Origin of the sequence: Comamonas suwonensis, from assembly GCF_012844455.2 — a bacterium.
Lineage (GTDB): Bacteria > Pseudomonadota > Gammaproteobacteria > Burkholderiales > Burkholderiaceae_C > Comamonas > Comamonas suwonensis.
Map to the genome: position 1 here is coordinate 14,825 of NZ_JABBCQ020000027.1, position 15,810 is coordinate 30,634.

Annotated in this window: 18 protein-coding genes; 13 read left to right on the top strand and 5 right to left on the bottom strand. The window is 60.3% G+C overall.

Translation table 11 applies throughout. From position 1 onward, the window contains the following. Positions 1 to 485 precede the first annotated feature (485 nt). Entirely contained in the window at positions 486 to 1,529 is a 1,044-nt protein-coding gene (locus HF327_RS20530) for a porin (RefSeq protein WP_198462220.1), read from the top strand. A 91-nt stretch (positions 1,530 to 1,620) separates the two neighbouring features. On the opposite strand, the gene HF327_RS20535 is transcribed toward HF327_RS20530, so the two are convergent. Genes HF327_RS20535 through HF327_RS20550 form a run of 4 tightly spaced genes read right to left on the bottom strand, consistent with a single transcriptional unit; the run spans position 1,621 to position 4,653 of the window. Beyond that, positions 1,621 to 2,319: a hypothetical protein gene (locus HF327_RS20535; RefSeq protein WP_198462221.1), complete on the bottom strand. Its 699-nt coding sequence runs from the start codon at positions 2,317 to 2,319 to the stop codon at positions 1,621 to 1,623. Next, on the bottom strand, positions 2,316 to 3,305 hold the full coding sequence (locus HF327_RS20540) for an MlaD family protein (RefSeq protein ID WP_099737521.1): 990 nt from the start codon (positions 3,303 to 3,305) through the stop codon (positions 2,316 to 2,318). The genes HF327_RS20535 and HF327_RS20540 overlap by 4 nt, the downstream gene beginning before the upstream one ends. Positions 3,306 to 3,318: 13 nt before the next feature. Next, positions 3,319 to 4,122, bottom strand: a complete 804-nt coding sequence (locus HF327_RS20545; protein ID WP_198462222.1) for an MlaE family ABC transporter permease — start codon at positions 4,120 to 4,122, stop codon at positions 3,319 to 3,321. A gap of 57 nt (positions 4,123 to 4,179) precedes the next feature. Next, positions 4,180 to 4,653 (bottom strand): Cd(II)/Pb(II)-responsive transcriptional regulator, encoded by a 474-nt coding sequence (locus HF327_RS20550; RefSeq protein ID WP_198462223.1) that lies wholly within the window; start codon positions 4,651 to 4,653, stop codon positions 4,180 to 4,182. A 39-nt stretch (positions 4,654 to 4,692) separates the two neighbouring features. Between HF327_RS20550 and HF327_RS20555 the strand changes: the two genes are divergently transcribed. The 8 genes from HF327_RS20555 to HF327_RS20590 all read left to right on the top strand — a co-directional run bounded on the left by HF327_RS20555 (position 4,693) and on the right by HF327_RS20590 (position 12,058). Then, positions 4,693 to 6,810 (top strand): heavy metal translocating P-type ATPase, encoded by a 2,118-nt coding sequence (locus tag HF327_RS20555; RefSeq protein ID WP_198462224.1) that lies wholly within the window; start codon positions 4,693 to 4,695, stop codon positions 6,808 to 6,810. Positions 6,811 to 6,918: 108 nt separating this feature from the next. Next, positions 6,919 to 7,347 carry a hypothetical protein gene (locus HF327_RS20560; protein ID WP_198462225.1) on the top strand — a complete coding sequence of 143 codons (429 nt, stop codon included), beginning with the start codon at positions 6,919 to 6,921 and terminating at the stop codon, positions 7,345 to 7,347. A gap of 116 nt (positions 7,348 to 7,463) precedes the next feature. Next, entirely contained in the window at positions 7,464 to 7,823 is a 360-nt protein-coding gene (locus HF327_RS20565) for a hypothetical protein (protein ID WP_198462226.1), read from the top strand. Further along, a complete protein-coding gene (locus HF327_RS20570) occupies positions 7,820 to 9,265 on the top strand; it encodes a TolC family protein (RefSeq protein ID WP_198462227.1) in 1,446 nt (481 codons plus the stop codon). The genes HF327_RS20565 and HF327_RS20570 overlap by 4 nt, the downstream gene beginning before the upstream one ends. A gap of 1 nt (position 9,266) precedes the next feature. Beyond that, the gene (locus tag HF327_RS20575) at positions 9,267 to 10,652 is read left to right on the top strand and encodes a multicopper oxidase family protein (RefSeq protein WP_198462228.1); all 1,386 of its coding nucleotides are present in this window, start codon (positions 9,267 to 9,269) and stop codon (positions 10,650 to 10,652) included. Between the two features lie 14 nt (positions 10,653 to 10,666). Next, a complete protein-coding gene (locus tag HF327_RS20580; RefSeq protein ID WP_198462229.1) occupies positions 10,667 to 11,149 on the top strand; it encodes a cupredoxin domain-containing protein in 483 nt (160 codons plus the stop codon). 21 nt (positions 11,150 to 11,170) lie between these two features. Continuing rightward, positions 11,171 to 11,674 carry a DUF411 domain-containing protein gene (locus HF327_RS20585; protein ID WP_198462230.1) on the top strand — a complete coding sequence of 168 codons (504 nt, stop codon included), beginning with the start codon at positions 11,171 to 11,173 and terminating at the stop codon, positions 11,672 to 11,674. Positions 11,675 to 11,704: 30 nt separating this feature from the next. Continuing rightward, on the top strand, positions 11,705 to 12,058 hold the full coding sequence (locus HF327_RS20590; RefSeq protein WP_198462231.1) for a copper-binding protein: 354 nt from the start codon (positions 11,705 to 11,707) through the stop codon (positions 12,056 to 12,058). Between the two features lie 90 nt (positions 12,059 to 12,148). Here HF327_RS20590 and HF327_RS20595 read toward each other — a convergent pair whose 3' ends face one another. Then, positions 12,149 to 13,030 carry a LysR substrate-binding domain-containing protein gene (locus tag HF327_RS20595; protein WP_198462235.1) on the bottom strand — a complete coding sequence of 294 codons (882 nt, stop codon included), beginning with the start codon at positions 13,028 to 13,030 and terminating at the stop codon, positions 12,149 to 12,151. A 119-nt stretch (positions 13,031 to 13,149) separates the two neighbouring features. On the opposite strand from HF327_RS20595, the gene HF327_RS20600 reads away from it, so the two are divergent. From HF327_RS20600 to HF327_RS20615, 4 genes are all read left to right on the top strand, one after another. Continuing rightward, positions 13,150 to 13,773 carry a glutathione S-transferase family protein gene (locus tag HF327_RS20600; protein ID WP_198462232.1) on the top strand — a complete coding sequence of 208 codons (624 nt, stop codon included), beginning with the start codon at positions 13,150 to 13,152 and terminating at the stop codon, positions 13,771 to 13,773. 23 nt (positions 13,774 to 13,796) lie between these two features. Further along, positions 13,797 to 14,834: an LLM class oxidoreductase gene (locus HF327_RS20605; protein WP_198462233.1), complete on the top strand. Its 1,038-nt coding sequence runs from the start codon at positions 13,797 to 13,799 to the stop codon at positions 14,832 to 14,834. A 42-nt stretch (positions 14,835 to 14,876) separates the two neighbouring features. After that, the gene (locus tag HF327_RS20610; protein WP_236024323.1) at positions 14,877 to 15,353 is read left to right on the top strand and encodes a GNAT family N-acetyltransferase; all 477 of its coding nucleotides are present in this window, start codon (positions 14,877 to 14,879) and stop codon (positions 15,351 to 15,353) included. Positions 15,354 to 15,567: 214 nt separating this feature from the next. Then, positions 15,568 to 15,810: hypothetical protein (locus HF327_RS20615; protein ID WP_198462234.1), on the top strand; the 243-nt coding region annotated here is incomplete at its 3' end.

Here is a 15,810-nt window from a genome sequence, read left to right on the forward strand (position 1 = left end):
GCCTCCCAGAGAAAAGCACTCACTTTTTTCAAAAAAGTGCAAAAAGGCTCCCCCTAAGAGCTTTCCGCGCTGCCTGCACATGCTTTCTACATGTCGCTATATGCATCGACAGGCAAAGCTTCAGAGATGAAACCCAATGGGCAGTCCCCGTGCATTGGTGCACCAAAGAACAGGTATTCGCCAAGGTGAAGCTTGTAGATCACGAGGCAGCACTGCACATCCAGAATGACTGTTATTCCACGCTCACCATCTCGCAAGCACCCACTCTCAACAGCGCACCTGCGCTGACTGCATCCAGCTCACAAATCCTGTGCACCAAGCTTGTGCACACCCGTGATTCCCCTGTGTAAATGACGCGAAAAAACCACTGCTACGCCTTTGAAAAGATGATTTCATCGGCTTCCATGGATTCGTAGCAATGGCTGTATACAAACCGCCGCTATATTTCAAAACGTAAACCTAATAACCAACTCGAGAGAACACACATGAAGAATACTTTCATCGCCCTGGCAGCTGCCCTGGCTTGCTCCAGCGCCGCTTACGCCCAGAGCAATGTGCAGCTGACCGGCCTAGTGGATATGTACGCCGGCTCCGTAAAGTCGCCTGGTCAGGATCGCAAGTCCGTTTTAGGCTCCGGCGGCATGACCACATCCTGGTGGGGCATCAAAGGCACGGAAGACCTGGGTGGCGGCCTGAAGGCTGACTTCAACCTCACAGCCTTCTTCCGCGCTGATACTGGCACCCCCGGCCGCGATGTCCCCAACGACCCTTTCTTCTCGCGTGATGCCAATGTTGGCCTGAGCGGTAGCTTTGGTCGCGTGGGTCTGGGCCGTGACAAGGCCCCCAACTTCCTGCCCACCATTCTGACCAACCCCTTTGGCGATTCTTTTGTTATTTCGCCCCTGGTTCTGCACGCCAACGTGCCTAACTTTGCCCCAGGCGCTCTATGGACAGGAACCACCCCCTCCGACACTGGCTGGAGCAACCAGATCGTTTATTCAACCCCCAGCTTTGGTGGTCTGAAGGCCAATGTGAACTACCAGTTTGGCGAAAAGACAGCTCAAGGCGAAAAGGGTAAGAAGAACGTTGGCGCCAATCTGATGTATGGCGCAGGCCCTCTGAGCTTGGTCGCTTTTTATGAGCGTGCCCAGATTGCAAACCCTGCAACTCTCAGCGTGATGCCCACCAAGACCGACTGGATGCTGGGTGGCACATATGACTTCAAGGTCGTAAAGCTGTATGGCACATACGGTCAAGCCAAGGTCAAAGACCAAGACCTGAAGAACACCACCTACTCCCTCGGTCTGGACGTTCCTGTGACCACTGCTGGCACCATCAAGGCTGCTGCTGCTCACACCAAGTCTGAAGTGGGCGCAATGGAAGGCAAGCGCACCACCTTCACTGTGGGCTACGACCACTTCCTGTCCAAGCGCACCGATGTGTACGGCGCTGTGATGTATGACCGCATCAAGTGGACTGAATCCAAGTCCGGCACCAGCGTGGTGGCTGGTATCCGTCACCGCTTCTAAGCATTTGAGACCGGCAGGCCTTGCGGCTTGTCATTCAGCAAAAAAGCGAGGATCCAGCCTCGCTTTTTTACGCCTGAACCTGATGACTGCACTAGTTGCGCACAGGCGCTTGCAACAACTTCAGGCGGCGCTCCAGCTGTGCTGCTTTATCGCTGTTTCCGGCCTGCTGCTCAGACTTGAGCTGCATCAGCAACCAGGCCATCAATGGCCGCCGCCAACCTTGTGCCGATGCCGTATCCACCGCCTGCTGCAGCAATGCTGGCGATGCCCTGCCACTACGCAGTTGCACGCCTGCCGCAACCAAGCTGGACAGTGGATCCTTGATCTCGACCGGCGCAACACCTGCAACATTGCCTAGCTGCCGCGCCGCGGCGCGCTGTGCTTCTGGCAATAGTTCGATGTCGGCGGGTTGAGACCTGCCCTGCAAATAGCGAGCATAAGCCTGCTCTTCTTGAGCCGCATCCTGAGCCAGCGCTTCGTAGGCCGGGCAGTCATTCCACTCCAAGCTGGCAACCTGTGCCGCGCAGCGCATTAACTCCACTTTGGCAGCCAAAGCAGGCTGCCCCGTACTGGCCACCGCATCACGGGCTTTTTGCCATTGCAGGGCTTCCACGCGTTGCTGGCCCTGCAAATAAGCAGCCGTGGCTTTTTGCGTCGCGCTTTCAGCCACCAAGGCCCAGTCGGGCGCGGGAGGCTGACTGCTGCAGGCAGCAAGCGCTATGACAGAGATAGCTGCCAGCGCTTTGTTGTATTGGGCTAGAGGCCTTTTTGGCTTGAAATCGGGTTTCATGGCAGCTTCAGCTCCGGTTTGTGGGCAAACGGCCATTTGCGCTGCAAATCGTTGAGAACAGACTCCAGCCGGATCAGGTTGCTTTCCACCTCGGCACGCAGCGCACCCAGATCTGTTGACGCCTCACGGGCATTGCTGCCTACAACCTGCATATCGGCCAGAACCGCGTCAACCTTGCCCATGCTTTTGCGTGTATCGGCCAGCAGGCCGTTGAGCTGCTCCACCGTGGCGCGCACCTGAGGCATGACGCCATTGGCATCAAAAACCTGACTATCGGCACGGGCGACCATGCGATCCATGCGGCCCAGCACGGAGCTGGCTCGCTCCAGCAGCTGAGTGACTTTTTTGGCCTCCTCGTCGCTGCCCAGCACGGCACCAAGAACGCCGCCCTGCCCCTGCATACGCTCGGCCAGCTTGCGCACTTCGGCCAGTGAGCCGCCCAAGGCTGAATCCGTCGCCGTCAGCGACGCCACATTGGCCAACACTTCCTTGGCGGAGTTGATGATCTGAGGCAGCTCAGCCGTGGCATCGCCGCTGAGCACGGGGCGCACGGAATCCGGTGGCAGCGGTGCATCGCTGAGCATGCCGCTATAGGCCTTGATGGTAGTGCCCCCCACAATGCCTTTGACCAGTGTGAACACGCTGGACTGACGCAGCCAGTGCGCGTCTTTCTCGGGCACATCGACCAGAATGCGTACCGAGCCATCTTCCGCCAGCTCAATCTTGTTCACGCGGCCAATGGGGAAACCTGAAAACGTCATGTCCATGCCAACCACCACGCCCTCGGAGTCATCGGCCGTCAGCACCAGCCGCTGCGTAGTCTCAAACACGCCGCGCGCATACAGCAGATAGCCTGCGGCGCTCAAGATCAGCAGCAGGGTCAGCACCAGCAATGCCGCAGCCTTGGCGCGCAGATTCGCGACGGGTTTGAGGCTGAGCAGCTCTTCGTCAATCAGCTGCTCCTCGGCCATCCGGGTTTCGCTCATTGCTCCATCCTTCTTAGTAATAGTTGCCCATGAGCGAGACGATCTCGATCAGGAGCAACACGGCAAACATGCGCGCAAAGCCGCCCAGTTCCGCCCCGCCCTGCCGATGCCGCGCAATCGGCGTGTACATCGCAGAGGCCAGTGGCATGACAGCCACCGTGAGGCTGAAAAACCAGGTCTTGAGCGCAAACACCAGCGTCAGTGACGGCGTGAAAATCTGCCCAAAAATACGGGTGTAGGCACCAAACCCGGCCATGCTGAAGCCATATACGCTCAGATACACGGTGACCAGCGCCACGATGCAGCTGAGCGCTGCCAGCGTAATCGCCGCAAACACGCCCGCCGCCGCACGCGGCACCAGCGCGGCGCGTATCGGGTCGATGCCCTGCGCCTTCCACTGCACAAGCACTCCTTGTGTGCGCATCTGCACCACCTGCACACCGGCGGGAATGGTGCAGCGCATGGCCACAAAAAGTGCCGCTGTCAGCGGAATCAGCTCAATCACCATCACGCGCACCACCAGAGCTTGTGCATAACGCGACAGGCCGTAACTTTGTGCTGTGACGATGACGATGCGCGCAATCACTGCGCACAGCAAGGCGGCCAAGGCGGTGAAGCCCATCAGTACTGGGGCGGTCTGCGCATACATCTGCTGGGCCAGCATGGCTCGCCCGCGCTTGCGGTAACTGGAGGGCGACAGGATCAAGACCAGCAGCACAGCTGTCAGATAAATGCTGCGCCACCACGCCAGGGCCTGCGCGCCCAGCGCGGCCGCAATGCGCCCTGGCAACTTGATGGTGGTTTCGCTCCAGCTCATGCAGGAATGATAGCGCCCGCATCCGGCCGCAGCCCCATGCCGCGCTGCGGAAAGTTGTCAGACATGGCGCTTTGCTGCGCCGCCGCTTTGCAGGTGAACGGGCAGGGGCTCGTCGGCCTGAGCGTGCAAGGCCTCGATGATGTGGCAAACGCCGTCCGAGCCATCGCACTGGCTGCGCAGCTGCATCAGCTCGTGCTCCAGCGCCTGCAGCTCAGCCAGACGCTCGCGCACATGACCCAGATGGGCATCCAGGGTTTTATTGGCGGCCACGCAATCATCCTTGCGCGCACCGTCCAGCGCCAGCAGGGTACGCACCTCGTCCAGCGACATATCCATGGCCCGGCACAGGCGGATAAAGCGCAGGCGGTGCACATCGCCATCGGTGTAGAGGCGGTACTGGTTGTCCTCGCGCACGCCCGGGGACAGCAACTGCTCCTTCTCGTAATAACGGATATTGGCCGCCGCAATGCCCGAGCGCTTGGCCGCTTCACCAATGCGCCAGCGCGGAATATCCGGAGAATTAAGGGACATGCTTGACCTTAAAGTGACTTTATTGTTTTCAATAGTGCCATGAAGCCAGAAAGCCTGTCCACCCACGCCCATGCAGGGCACGATCATGACCACCGTCATGAGCAAGCCTCTGCCACCCCCAAACCCATCGCAGCGACCGCAGGATCAGCCTGCGGTACAGGCTGTTGCGCACCGTTTTCCATCAGCACGCCTGTCAAAAGCCATGAGCACGCGCACGACGAGAACGACGGCCATGCTCACGAAGACGACCATGGGCATGACCATGGCGTACTGCCAGGCTGGCCCCGCATCTACGCCGCACTGGTTGCGGCACTGGCGGCAGAGGCCTGCCACTGGTTTGGCGACGCCAACCCCGCCCTGCAATACCTGGGCATGGCACTGGCGGTGATCGGTATTGGTCTCTCGGGTCTGGGCGTCTACAAAGCCGGCCTCAAGGATTTGTTTCGCTTCAAACTCGGCATTCATGCACTGATGGCCGTGGCTGTGACCGGTGCCTTCATCATCGGCCAGTGGCCTGAGGCCGCCATGGTCATGGCGCTGTACGCCGCTGCCGAGCGCATCGAAGATCAGGCCATGGACAAGGCCCGCCTGGCCATCCGCAGCCTGCTGCAGCTGGCACCCGAGACCGCCGATGTGCTGCAGCCCGACGGCAGCACCCAGCGCATGGCCGCCAAGGATGTGCCGCTGGGCGCGATATTGCGCGTGACGCCCGGGGCACGCGTACCCCTCGATGGTCTGGTGACCGAAGGCGAAAGCTCGGTCAATCAAGCCCCCATTACCGGCGAGAGTGCGCTGGCGCACAAAGGTCCGGGCGATGAGCTGTATGCCGGCTCCATCAATCAGGATGGCGAGCTGCACCTGCGCGTTACCGCTCCGGCCAACGACAGCCTGATTGCCCGCATCGTTCATGCCGTGGAGCAGGCCCAGTCCTCCAAGGCGCCCACCCAGCGCTTTGTGGATCGCTTTGCCGAGGTTTACACCCCTATCGTGCTGGTACTGGCCATCGCGCTGGGCGTGCTCGCCCCCTGGCTGCTCGGTTGGGCCTGGCATCAGGCCGCGTATCAGGCGCTGGCCTTGCTGGTCATTGCCTGCCCTTGCGCACTGGTGCTGTCCACCCCTGTCACCGTCGTCAGCGCACTGACTGCCGCAGCCAAGCGCGGCATCTTGATCAAGGGCGGCAGCGCTCTGGAATCGGCCCGCAAGCTCAAAGCCATTGCCCTCGATAAAACCGGCACGCTGACCACAGGCTCACCCAAATTAGTGGACTGGCAAAGCTGGAATGCTTCCGCCAGCGAAGCCATGGCAGAGCATGCCTATGCTCTGGCCTCCCGCTCCGACCACCCAGTGTCGCGCGCCATTGCACAAGGCCTGCAAGCCGATGTTGGCAGCCGCTTTGCCGAGGCTCAGCAGCTTCAAGCCCTGCCCGGGCGCGGCGTGCAGGCACAGGTCAATGGCGAGCTGTGGACGCTGGCCAATCTGCGCTGGGCCGCAGAGCAAGGCTGGGACAGTGCCGATCTCAAGGCCGCGCTGATGCTGCACGAGCAGCAAGGCCGCACCGTCACCCTGCTGGCCAATAGCCAGGGCGTGCAGGCCCTGTTTGCCGTGGCCGATCCTCTGCGTCCACAGGCTAAAGAGGCCGTGGCTCAGTTGAAGGCGCTGGGCGTCAAGCCCATCGTGCTCAGCGGCGACAACAGCGCCACCGTAAGCACCGTAGCGGCAGAGGCCGGCATTGACGATGCACGCGGCAATATGCTGCCCGAAAACAAACTCCAAACCCTGAGCGAGTTGCAGCGCAGCATAGGCCCCACCGCCATGACGGGCGACGGCATCAACGACGCCCCGGCGCTGGCCCAGGCCGATATCGGCTTTGCCATGGGCGGCATGCACGCCACCGACATGGCCATGGAAACGGCCGATGTGGTGCTGATGAACGACGACCTGCGCCGCATCCCCGATGTGGTCGACCTCTCGCAGCGCGCCCACAGCGTGTTGTGGCAAAACATTGGGCTGGCGCTGGGCATCAAGCTCGCGTTCTTTGCCCTGGCCATCAGCGGCAACGCCAGCATGTGGCTGGCCGTGCTGGCAGATATGGGCGTCAGCCTGCTGGTCGTGGCCAACGGCCTGCGACTGCGCCACTGGAAGAATGGTGAAATTTAATCGAATGGACCCTTGTCGCCTTACCAATAAGCGCAAGCAGCTCTCTTTTTTGATAACACCTTAACCTGGGCGGGGAACTAAATCCCGCCCATCGTTATCATTCAAGTCATGCGTCGTTTTCTCTCCTTGTTCATGGTTTTGCTGCTGGCCCTGCGTGGTCTGGCAGGCGACGCCATGGCGATGGAGCAGAACACAGTACCGCCCCACCCCATGGGCCATGAACAAAGCCAGAGTCATGCTCAGCATCTGGACGAGATGGCGTCCATGGCGCAACACCTGCATCACGACATGGTTTCGCACCATGAGGCGGAACCCAATACAGCAACCACTTGCAGCGCAGATGCCGCCAGCAGCGATTGCCACCAGCATGAAGGCCATTGCACGGCCTGCGGCATCTGCCACTCGACTCTGGCCACGCCAGAACTGTTGAGCCCTCACGCCAAAGCACCCCGAGCCGTGCTGCTGGCCCATGGCACAGCGCGCTTTGCCAGCGCTGCACCTATTCAGCTCGTCAAACCACCGATTTCTGCCCTCTGACGCCCTAGGTGCGTCCGCATTTTTGATAGTAGCCACCGCGCTTGCTGTCTGGTCTAGAGCTTTATATCGCTCAAACCTGCGGACCTTCTCTTGGTTTTAGAAGACAGGAATCCCCTATGCGCAAAACGCATTCTCTTTCTCTGACGGCCATCGTGCTGGTCGCCGCCATTGCCGCAGCTGCCAGCCCTCTGGCTTTTGCCCAGGCAGCACCGTCACAGAGCAGCCCCCCAGCGCAAGACAACCGCGTCTTCAGCCCCTCTGCGCCGACCCAGCCTCTGCAGCACCAGCCGCTGACTGCCAGCGGCGACATCGTGACCCAGCCCGGCGACTGGAAGGCCGCCAATGCGTCCGTGGCCGAGTTTCCGCGTGGCCATGGTGATGTGCTCAAGTGGGAAAAAGCCCAAGGCCCCGTCACTAAAGCCACAGAACAGGCCGCGCCTGCTCAAGGCCATTACGACCATGGAGGCCAGCGATGAAGCGCACCCTGACCCGACTCTCGCCCCTGCTGGCCGCGCTGGTACTGGCTGGCTGCGCCAGCATCTCGCCTGACGGGCTGCGCAGCGATGTTGCCCAGCGCACCGAAGGCCGTTTGCCCGCAGGTGCACAGCTGCCGTCGCCGGATATGAAGGCTCAGCAAGATGCACAAGCGCAGGTGGCAGACTGGCTCAAAACGCCCGTCGATGGCGACACCGCCGTGCGCATTGCCCTGCTCAACAACCCCGGCCTCCAGGCCCAGCTAGCGCAGCTGGGCATTGCCGATGCACAGCGCGTGCAGGTGCTGACCCTGCCCAACCCCAGCTTTACTTTTGGCCGCTTTCGCAACGGCCACGAGCGCGAGATTGAGCGCCAGCTCAGCTTTGGCTTGGTGCAGCTTGTCACCTTGCCCTGGCGCAGCCGCTGGCAAGGCTGGCAGATGGAGCAAGCCACGATGACGGCAGCCCAGCAAGTGCTGCTGCTGGCCGCAGACACGCGCCGCGCCTGGCTGCGCGCCGTGGCGGCTGAACAGGCGCTGGCCGCCAACGAGCGCATGCACGAGGCTGCGGCCCTGGGCGGCGAGTTGGCAAAGCGCATGGCGCAGGTCGGCAATTTCAGCAAGATGGATCAGGCCCGTGAGCTGACCCAGCAACAGCAAGCCGCCGCCCAACTGGCACGTGCACGCCTGAACGCCCAGCTGGAGCGCGAGCAACTGGCCCGCCGCATGGGTCTGTGGGGGCAGCAACTGACGTTCAAGCTGCCTGCGCAACTGCCTGCCCTGCCCAAAAATGCAGAGCTGCGCAGCGGTGATGATGCCGAAGCCACGGCCCTGCGAGAGCGCCTTGATCTGGGTGCGCTGCGCCGCGATCTCGATGTGACCGCAGGCCGTCAGGGCTGGGCCACGGTCGGCGCCATCTTTGGCGATATTGGTGCCACCTACAGCAACAACACCAGCACCGAGCGTGCCACCGGCCACAGTGACAAAACCCAAGGTTGGGAGTTCGATGTGCCGCTGCCGCTGTTTGACTGGGGCTTTGCCGCACGCGGCATGGCGCGCAATCAGGTGCTGCGCAGCGCATCGCTGTTGCGTGAAAACGCCATCCGCGCGCGCAGCGAGGCGCGCAGCAACTGGCTGAGCTACCGCACTGCTTACGACCTGGCCCAGCAGCAACAGGCCGAGGTGCTCCCTCTTGCCAAGCTGATGCAGGAGGAAACTGTCTACCGCTACAACGGCATGTTCATGAGCGTATGGCAGTTGCTGGCACAGGCGCGCAGCACCACACAGGCCGTGGTCACTGCCACCGAGGCCCAGCGCGACTTCTGGCTGGCCGAGACCGATCTGCAATTGGCCCTGACTGGCACATCACCGGGTACATCGCCCGGTATGTCTCCATCCCTTGCAACCACCGCAGCGCCCGCTGCAGCACCAGAGGCAGGTCACTGATATGCAACGCCGCAACTTTTTCACCGGTGCTGTCGCCGCAGTCGCTGCCGCCTCCGTCAGCAAGGTCGCCATGGCTGCCCTGCCCGAGCCCGTCATGCAAAGCAGTGCCGACACGGCTGCACCGCTGTCGCCACCCAATGGCCGCCCCTATAACCCGGTGGTCACCCTCAACGGTTGGACCACACCGTGGCGCATGAATGCAGGCGTCAAGGAATTCCACCTGGTGGCCGAGCCCGTGGTGCGCGAGGTCGCGCCCGGCTTCTTCGTCAATATGTGGGGCTACAACGGTCAATCGCCCGGCCCCACGATTGAGGTGGTGGAAGGTGACAAGGTCCGCATCTTTGTCACCAACCGTCTACCAGAGAGCACCACCGTCCACTGGCACGGCCAGCGCCTGCCCAATGGCATGGACGGCGTGGGCGGCCTAAACCAGCCGCACATTCCGCCCGGCAAAACCTTCGTCTATGAGTTTGAAGCGCGCCGCCCTGGCACCTTCATGTACCACCCGCATTCGGACGAAATGGTGCAGATGGCCATGGGCATGATGGGCCTGTGGATCACCCACCCAAAGGGCAAACACCCGCTGATTGCCGACGTGCAGCGCGACTACGCCTTCTTGCTCAGCGCCTACGCGGTGGAGCCCGGCACCATGACGCCGCGCATCAACGAGATGACGGATTTCAACATCTGGACTTTCAACAGCCGCGCCTTCCCGGCCATCAGCCCGCTGGTAGCGCGCCAGGGCGACAAGGTGCGCATCCGCGTGGGCAATCTGACCATGACCAACCACCCCATCCACATCCACGGACATGAGTTCGAGGTGACGGGTACGGACGGCGGCCCTACACCCAAGGGATCACGCTGGCCCGAGGTGACGACGGACGTGGCCGTGGGCCAGATGCGCCAGGTGGACTTCATCGCCGACGAACCCGGTGACTGGGCGTTTCACTGCCACAAGAGCCACCACACCATGGGTGCCATGGGCCACGACGTGCCCACCATGATTGGCGTGGACCACCGGGGGCTGGTCGGCAAGATCCAGAAAATCGTGCCCGACTACATGCTGATGGGCGAGCGTGGCATGGGCGATATGGGGGCCATGGAAATGCCCTTGCCCGACAACACCTTCCCCATGATGACGGGCAACGGCCCCTACGGAGCCATCGAGATGGGCGGCATGTTCACCAGCTTCAAGGTGCGCAAAGGCCTGGGTGCCAACGATTACAAGGACCCCGGCTGGTACCAGCAGCCCAAGGGTACGCAAGCCTATGAATGGAAGGGCGCGCCACTGGATGCAACCGCCCCGCGCCAGACCACACCCGGTACCGCCCCCGGCGCAGCCAGCGTGCGCAAGCCTGATACCGGCAAAGACCACGCCCACCATTGAAAGGAGTGCTCATCATGAAAACTATGCAATTCATAGCTGTCTGCGCTTTATTGGCGGGCGCTAGCGCCACATTTGCGCATGGAAATATCAGTCATACCAGCGCCCCCATCATCAAAGAGCAAAAGGCCTGGGGCATTGCGGGCGACGCCAAGAACGCCCAGCGCACCATCACTCTGAATATGACCGACGACATGCGTTTTGCGCCCAGCCACTTCAGCGTGAAAAAGGGCGAAACCCTGAACCTGCGGGTGGTGAACAAAGGCCAGGTGATGCACGAAATGGTGCTGGGCACGCAGGCCAGTCTGGATGAACACGCACAGATGATGCTCAAGTACCCCGGCATGGAGCATGCCGAGCCCTATATGGCCCATGTCGCGCCCGGCCAAAGCGAAAACCTGGTCTGGAGCTTTAACCGCGCCGGCAACTTTGACTTCGCCTGCCTGATCGCCGGCCACTACCAGGCCGGTATGACAGGCCGCTTCACCGTCACCGAATAACTCTTGAAAAGGAATTACCCCATGCAAATCACCAAAAACACAGCGACCCGCCGCCACGCCCTGCACCTGCTGGCCGCCGCCGCCGGCATGGCCACCTTGCCCGCCCTGGCCAACAAAGCCACGGCCAAGACCGCCATGGAAGTCTGGAAAGACCCGAACTGCGGCTGCTGCAAGGACTGGATCGTTCTCATGGAAAAAGCCGGTTTTGAGGTCAAGGTACACGACGTTGGCAACAGTGCCGTACGCGCCAAGCTGGGCCTGCCCCAGCGCCTGGGCTCTTGCCACACCGCACTGGTCGGCGGCTATTTGGTAGAAGGCCATGTGCCCGCCGCCGATGTGCACAAGCTGCTCAGGGAAAAGCCCAAGGCACTGGGCATTACCGTGCCCGGCATGCCTATTGGCAGCCCCGGCATGGACGGCCCTGAATACAACGGCCGCAAAGACCCCTACGACGTGCTGCTGGTCACCAAGAACCTGATGAACAGCGATGTATCGACCCGCGTCTTCACCAGCTACCGCGGCTGAGACCCGCGCGCACAACTTCTGGAGAAACTCATGAAAACGATTCTGTCTATTCTTGCCCTCAGCGCTGCGCTGGCCACCCCTGCTTTTGCGCAGGACCATTCTGCCCACTCCGGTCACGGCGACCACAGCGCAGCGGTTGCCACTGCCCCCGGCACTGAAGCTGTGCTGACCGCTGGTGAAGTCACCCGCGTCGATGCCCGTAGCGGCAAGCTCACCATTCGCCATGAGGAAATCAAGAACCTGGACATGCCGCCCATGACCATGGTGTTTGCGCTGGCTGAATCAGCCAAGCCTGCAGCCATCAAGGCTGGCGACAAAGTACTGTTCCACGCCGAAGAAAAAGAAGGCGCATTGATCATCACGCGCATTCAACCGGCATCCTGATGGCTGGATCAGTGTGGCAAACGGTCTGTGGATTCAAGCAATCGATGCAACACGTTCGTTAAACATCGCAGCCGGAATCGGGTAGCGGCCTCACCTGGCCGCTTCTTCGCGAATCCAATCCAAGAACACACGAACTTCATTGCGGTCATTCGCTCCAGGCTGTGTCACCGCATAGTAGGCGAACCTTGCCGGCCAGGGCTTGTCCAGCACCTGAATGAGTCGGCCTGCAGCGATTTCCTCGCGGGCATAGGCCTGAGGCACCAGCGCCAGGCCCTGCCCGGCTTCTGCGGCGCGGATGAGCAGAAAGTCATCATCAAATGCGCTACCGCGCTCCGCGCGTGCGTCATTGGCCACCTCGTGCGCTTTCAACCAAAGCGGCCAATCTGCGCGGTCTCCGTCATGCAGCAGGGGATAGTCAAGGCAATCGCTCGCCTCCTTGATCTCTGCCTGATGGGCACTCAAAAACTCGGGTGAAGCGACGGGCGTCAAAACCGGTGCCATGAGAAAAGTCACCTCAAGCCCGGGATAGTCTCCCAGTCCATGACGTAAGGCGACATCCACACGATCTCGTCTCAGATCCACCAGCTCCGACGTGGCTTCCACGCGAATTTCGATGTCCGGATGCAATTGCTTGAAACGCCCCAGTCGAGGCACCAGCCACGACGCCGCAAATGTTGCGACGGTGCTGACCGTCAGGCTGCGTCTTCCTTTGCTGCGCTCCAAGGCATGCATCGTTTGGTCAATTTGAAGAAACGCGTCAAGCAAGCTGGGGTACACGCTCGCGCCGACCTCCGTCAGGCGCATACCAAGGCGTTCACGCTCCAGCAATACCACTCCCAGGCGGTCTTCCAGCACACGAATCTGCTGGCTTACGGCTCCGGGTGTGACATGCAGTGCCTGCGCGGCCGCCTTGACGCTTTTGCGCTGACCGACCTCTACAAATATGCGCAGCGCCTGCAAGGGATAGTTCATTTTTAACTTTAGTTTTTCTAAATTTATCAAGAAGAAATAATCGCTTTATATGCAGCTATCTAAGTATGAAAATTTGCAACGACAACGATTTATTTATATTTAGTTTATCTGCATATTCAATGTTGCATCTCTACACCGACAGCTCCCCTAATGGCTTTAAAGCGACGATTGCGCTTGAAGAGCTTTCTCTGCCTTATCACCTGCACCATGTGCGCATCGATGAAGGCGAGCATCGTCAACCCGCGTTTCTCGCACTCAACCCACATGGACGCATTCCGGTACTCGCTGACAGCGAGACCGATATCGTGCTGTTTGAATCGGCGGCGATTCTTTTGTACTTGGCGGACAAGACTGGAAAGCTGTTGCCAACGGAGCCACAGGCCCGCTGGGAGGCCATCAAGTGGTTGCAGTTCCATGCATCCAGCATCGGCCCGCTGCTGGGTCAGCGCGTGCACTTTGAGTGGTTTGCGAAGGAGCCCATCCTGCCAGCCATTGAGCGTTATCAGCGCCTGACGAAAGAGGTGTTTGCGGTCCTGGATCACGCCTTGGCTAGCCGCACATACTTGGCTGGCGAGGACTATTCCATCGCCGACATTGCCCATTTCGGCTGGATGCATATCGCACGAATCATCGGTTTGGACTTCAGCCAGCACCGCCACCTCAGTGCATGGTACGAGCGGGTCGCAGATCGACCGGCAGTGCGCAAAGGAGTCACGCTGCCCGCACCGGCAACCGGTGCATGAATGAACATCACGCAAGTCCAAGAATGAATCCCTCCAAAATCTCTCAGCACACGAGCGGCTCCTCCTATGCCGCATTTTTCGGGCATCCCGGCTACCGGCGCATGTTTGCACCAGACAGGTTGACCTTGGGTATCTTCCTGCCACTGCGCCTATACAAAGGCGATATGTCAGTGCTTCGTGGTCAGGCGGACCTCGTCGCAGAAATCGACAGACAGGGCTTTGCCGCCGTGTGGGTGCGTGATGTACCGTTGTTCGATCCGTCGTTTGGCGATGCCGGGCAGGTGTTCGACCCCTTCACTTACCTGTCCTACTTGGCAGCTCGAACAAAGAAGGTGGCGTTGGCAACGGGCAGCGCCGTCATGTCCTTGCGGCACCCGATTGATTTGGCAAAAGCAGCCACCACCATTGACCAGCTTTCCGGCGGCCGTTTGGTCATGGGCGTCGCATCGGGCGACAGGCCTATCGAGTTTCCAGCCTATGGCTTGGAACACAGTGCCCGGGCAGAGCGTTTTTCCCAGGCGCTGTCCTATGTGCGCAGGCTCATGCATCCCGGCCAGCTGGACATCGACTCTCCGCTGGGACGTTTTGAGGGAGCAGAGTTTCTTCCCAAGCCTGTGTCCGCAAGCATTCCGCTGATGGTGACAGGCTCATCCGGGCAGTCATTGGAGTGGATTGCCGAGCATGCCGATGGGTGGTTGACCTACCCCAATGCAACCCATACCCCTCGGGGACCCCAGCACCTTGCAGAAAAAATTCGCGCCTGGCGTGACCTTATCCCTGGCGGTGCGTTCCGGCCACACATGACGAACGAGTGGATCGATCTGGTGGATGACCCAGACCATCCCCGAACCCCACTGCACGGAGGTTATGTTCTACGCACTGGACGCATCGGGCTAATGGCTTTGCTCGAAGAATGGCAAGTGGCAGGCGTGAACCATGCTGCACTTGGCATTCAGCTTTCGCAGCGCCCACCAGCCGAGATACTGGAGGAATTAGCCAAGGAAGTTCTGCCCCACTTTCCTTCTCTCGAAGGGCCGCCAGCGACGCCCAATATTTGGTGAAGTACACAAAGCCGAATCAGAGATGACAAAGCCGGAGCAACCATGAATAAAAATGCCCGATTGCAGAGATCAGTGAGCATTCGCCCCCTTGAGATGCGTGATCGATCGCAATGGAGCGATCTCTTTCGCCAGTACGCGCAGTTCTATCAATCGACGATGTCCGATACGATCCTGAATCGAAGCTGGTCATGGCTCATGGACCCGCACCACCCCATGGAAGCACTGGTTGCAGAGTCTAAGGATATGCGTCTGCTTGGCATAGCGCACTTTCGTGCGCGCCCTGACCCGCTGATAGGGCTAAATGCCGGGTTTCTTGACGACCTGTTTGTTGCTCATAACCAGCGCGGCTCAGACATTGGCCGCAGTTTGATCATGGGTGTGAAGGCCATCGCACAAGAACGCGGCTGGCCTGCGGTGCGGTGGATGACCGCTGACGCCAATGTCCAGGCGCGTCACCTCTACGACAAGCTTGCATCGGCCACAAGCTGGGTCACTTACGAGCTTTCTGTTAAACGATAGTGAGGGATCCCGGTAATGGCAGGTCCGTGACTGCCGCTGGCAGCACCATAGCACCCGCCCATGGCACTTAGCCATGTCAGCTCGCAGTCCTCATTAACCTTGGAATCAGGGTCTTGGACGAGTAGCTTTCGCGGCTGCCAAGTCACCGATAATTGGCTGATTAGACAAGGCCCGGTCCGAGTGTTTGGACCGGGCTTATTTTTTGGATGGAAACATGACGAGGATCACAGAAGACTTGCGCTTTGTAGGCATTGACGACGAAGGCTATGCGCTGGCGGTCGCCACCGCCAAGGCCTTCAAGTATGGAGATGACGAATCCGGCTTCGCTTTCACAGGCAAGGCAACGCTGATGTTTCAGCGCGCGAGGGAAGATTGGGCCCATGACTCTTTCAGCAGTACGCCGATCATTGTCTTTATTGATCCCATGCAGGGGTCACCGGAAGCACAAGACCCAGAA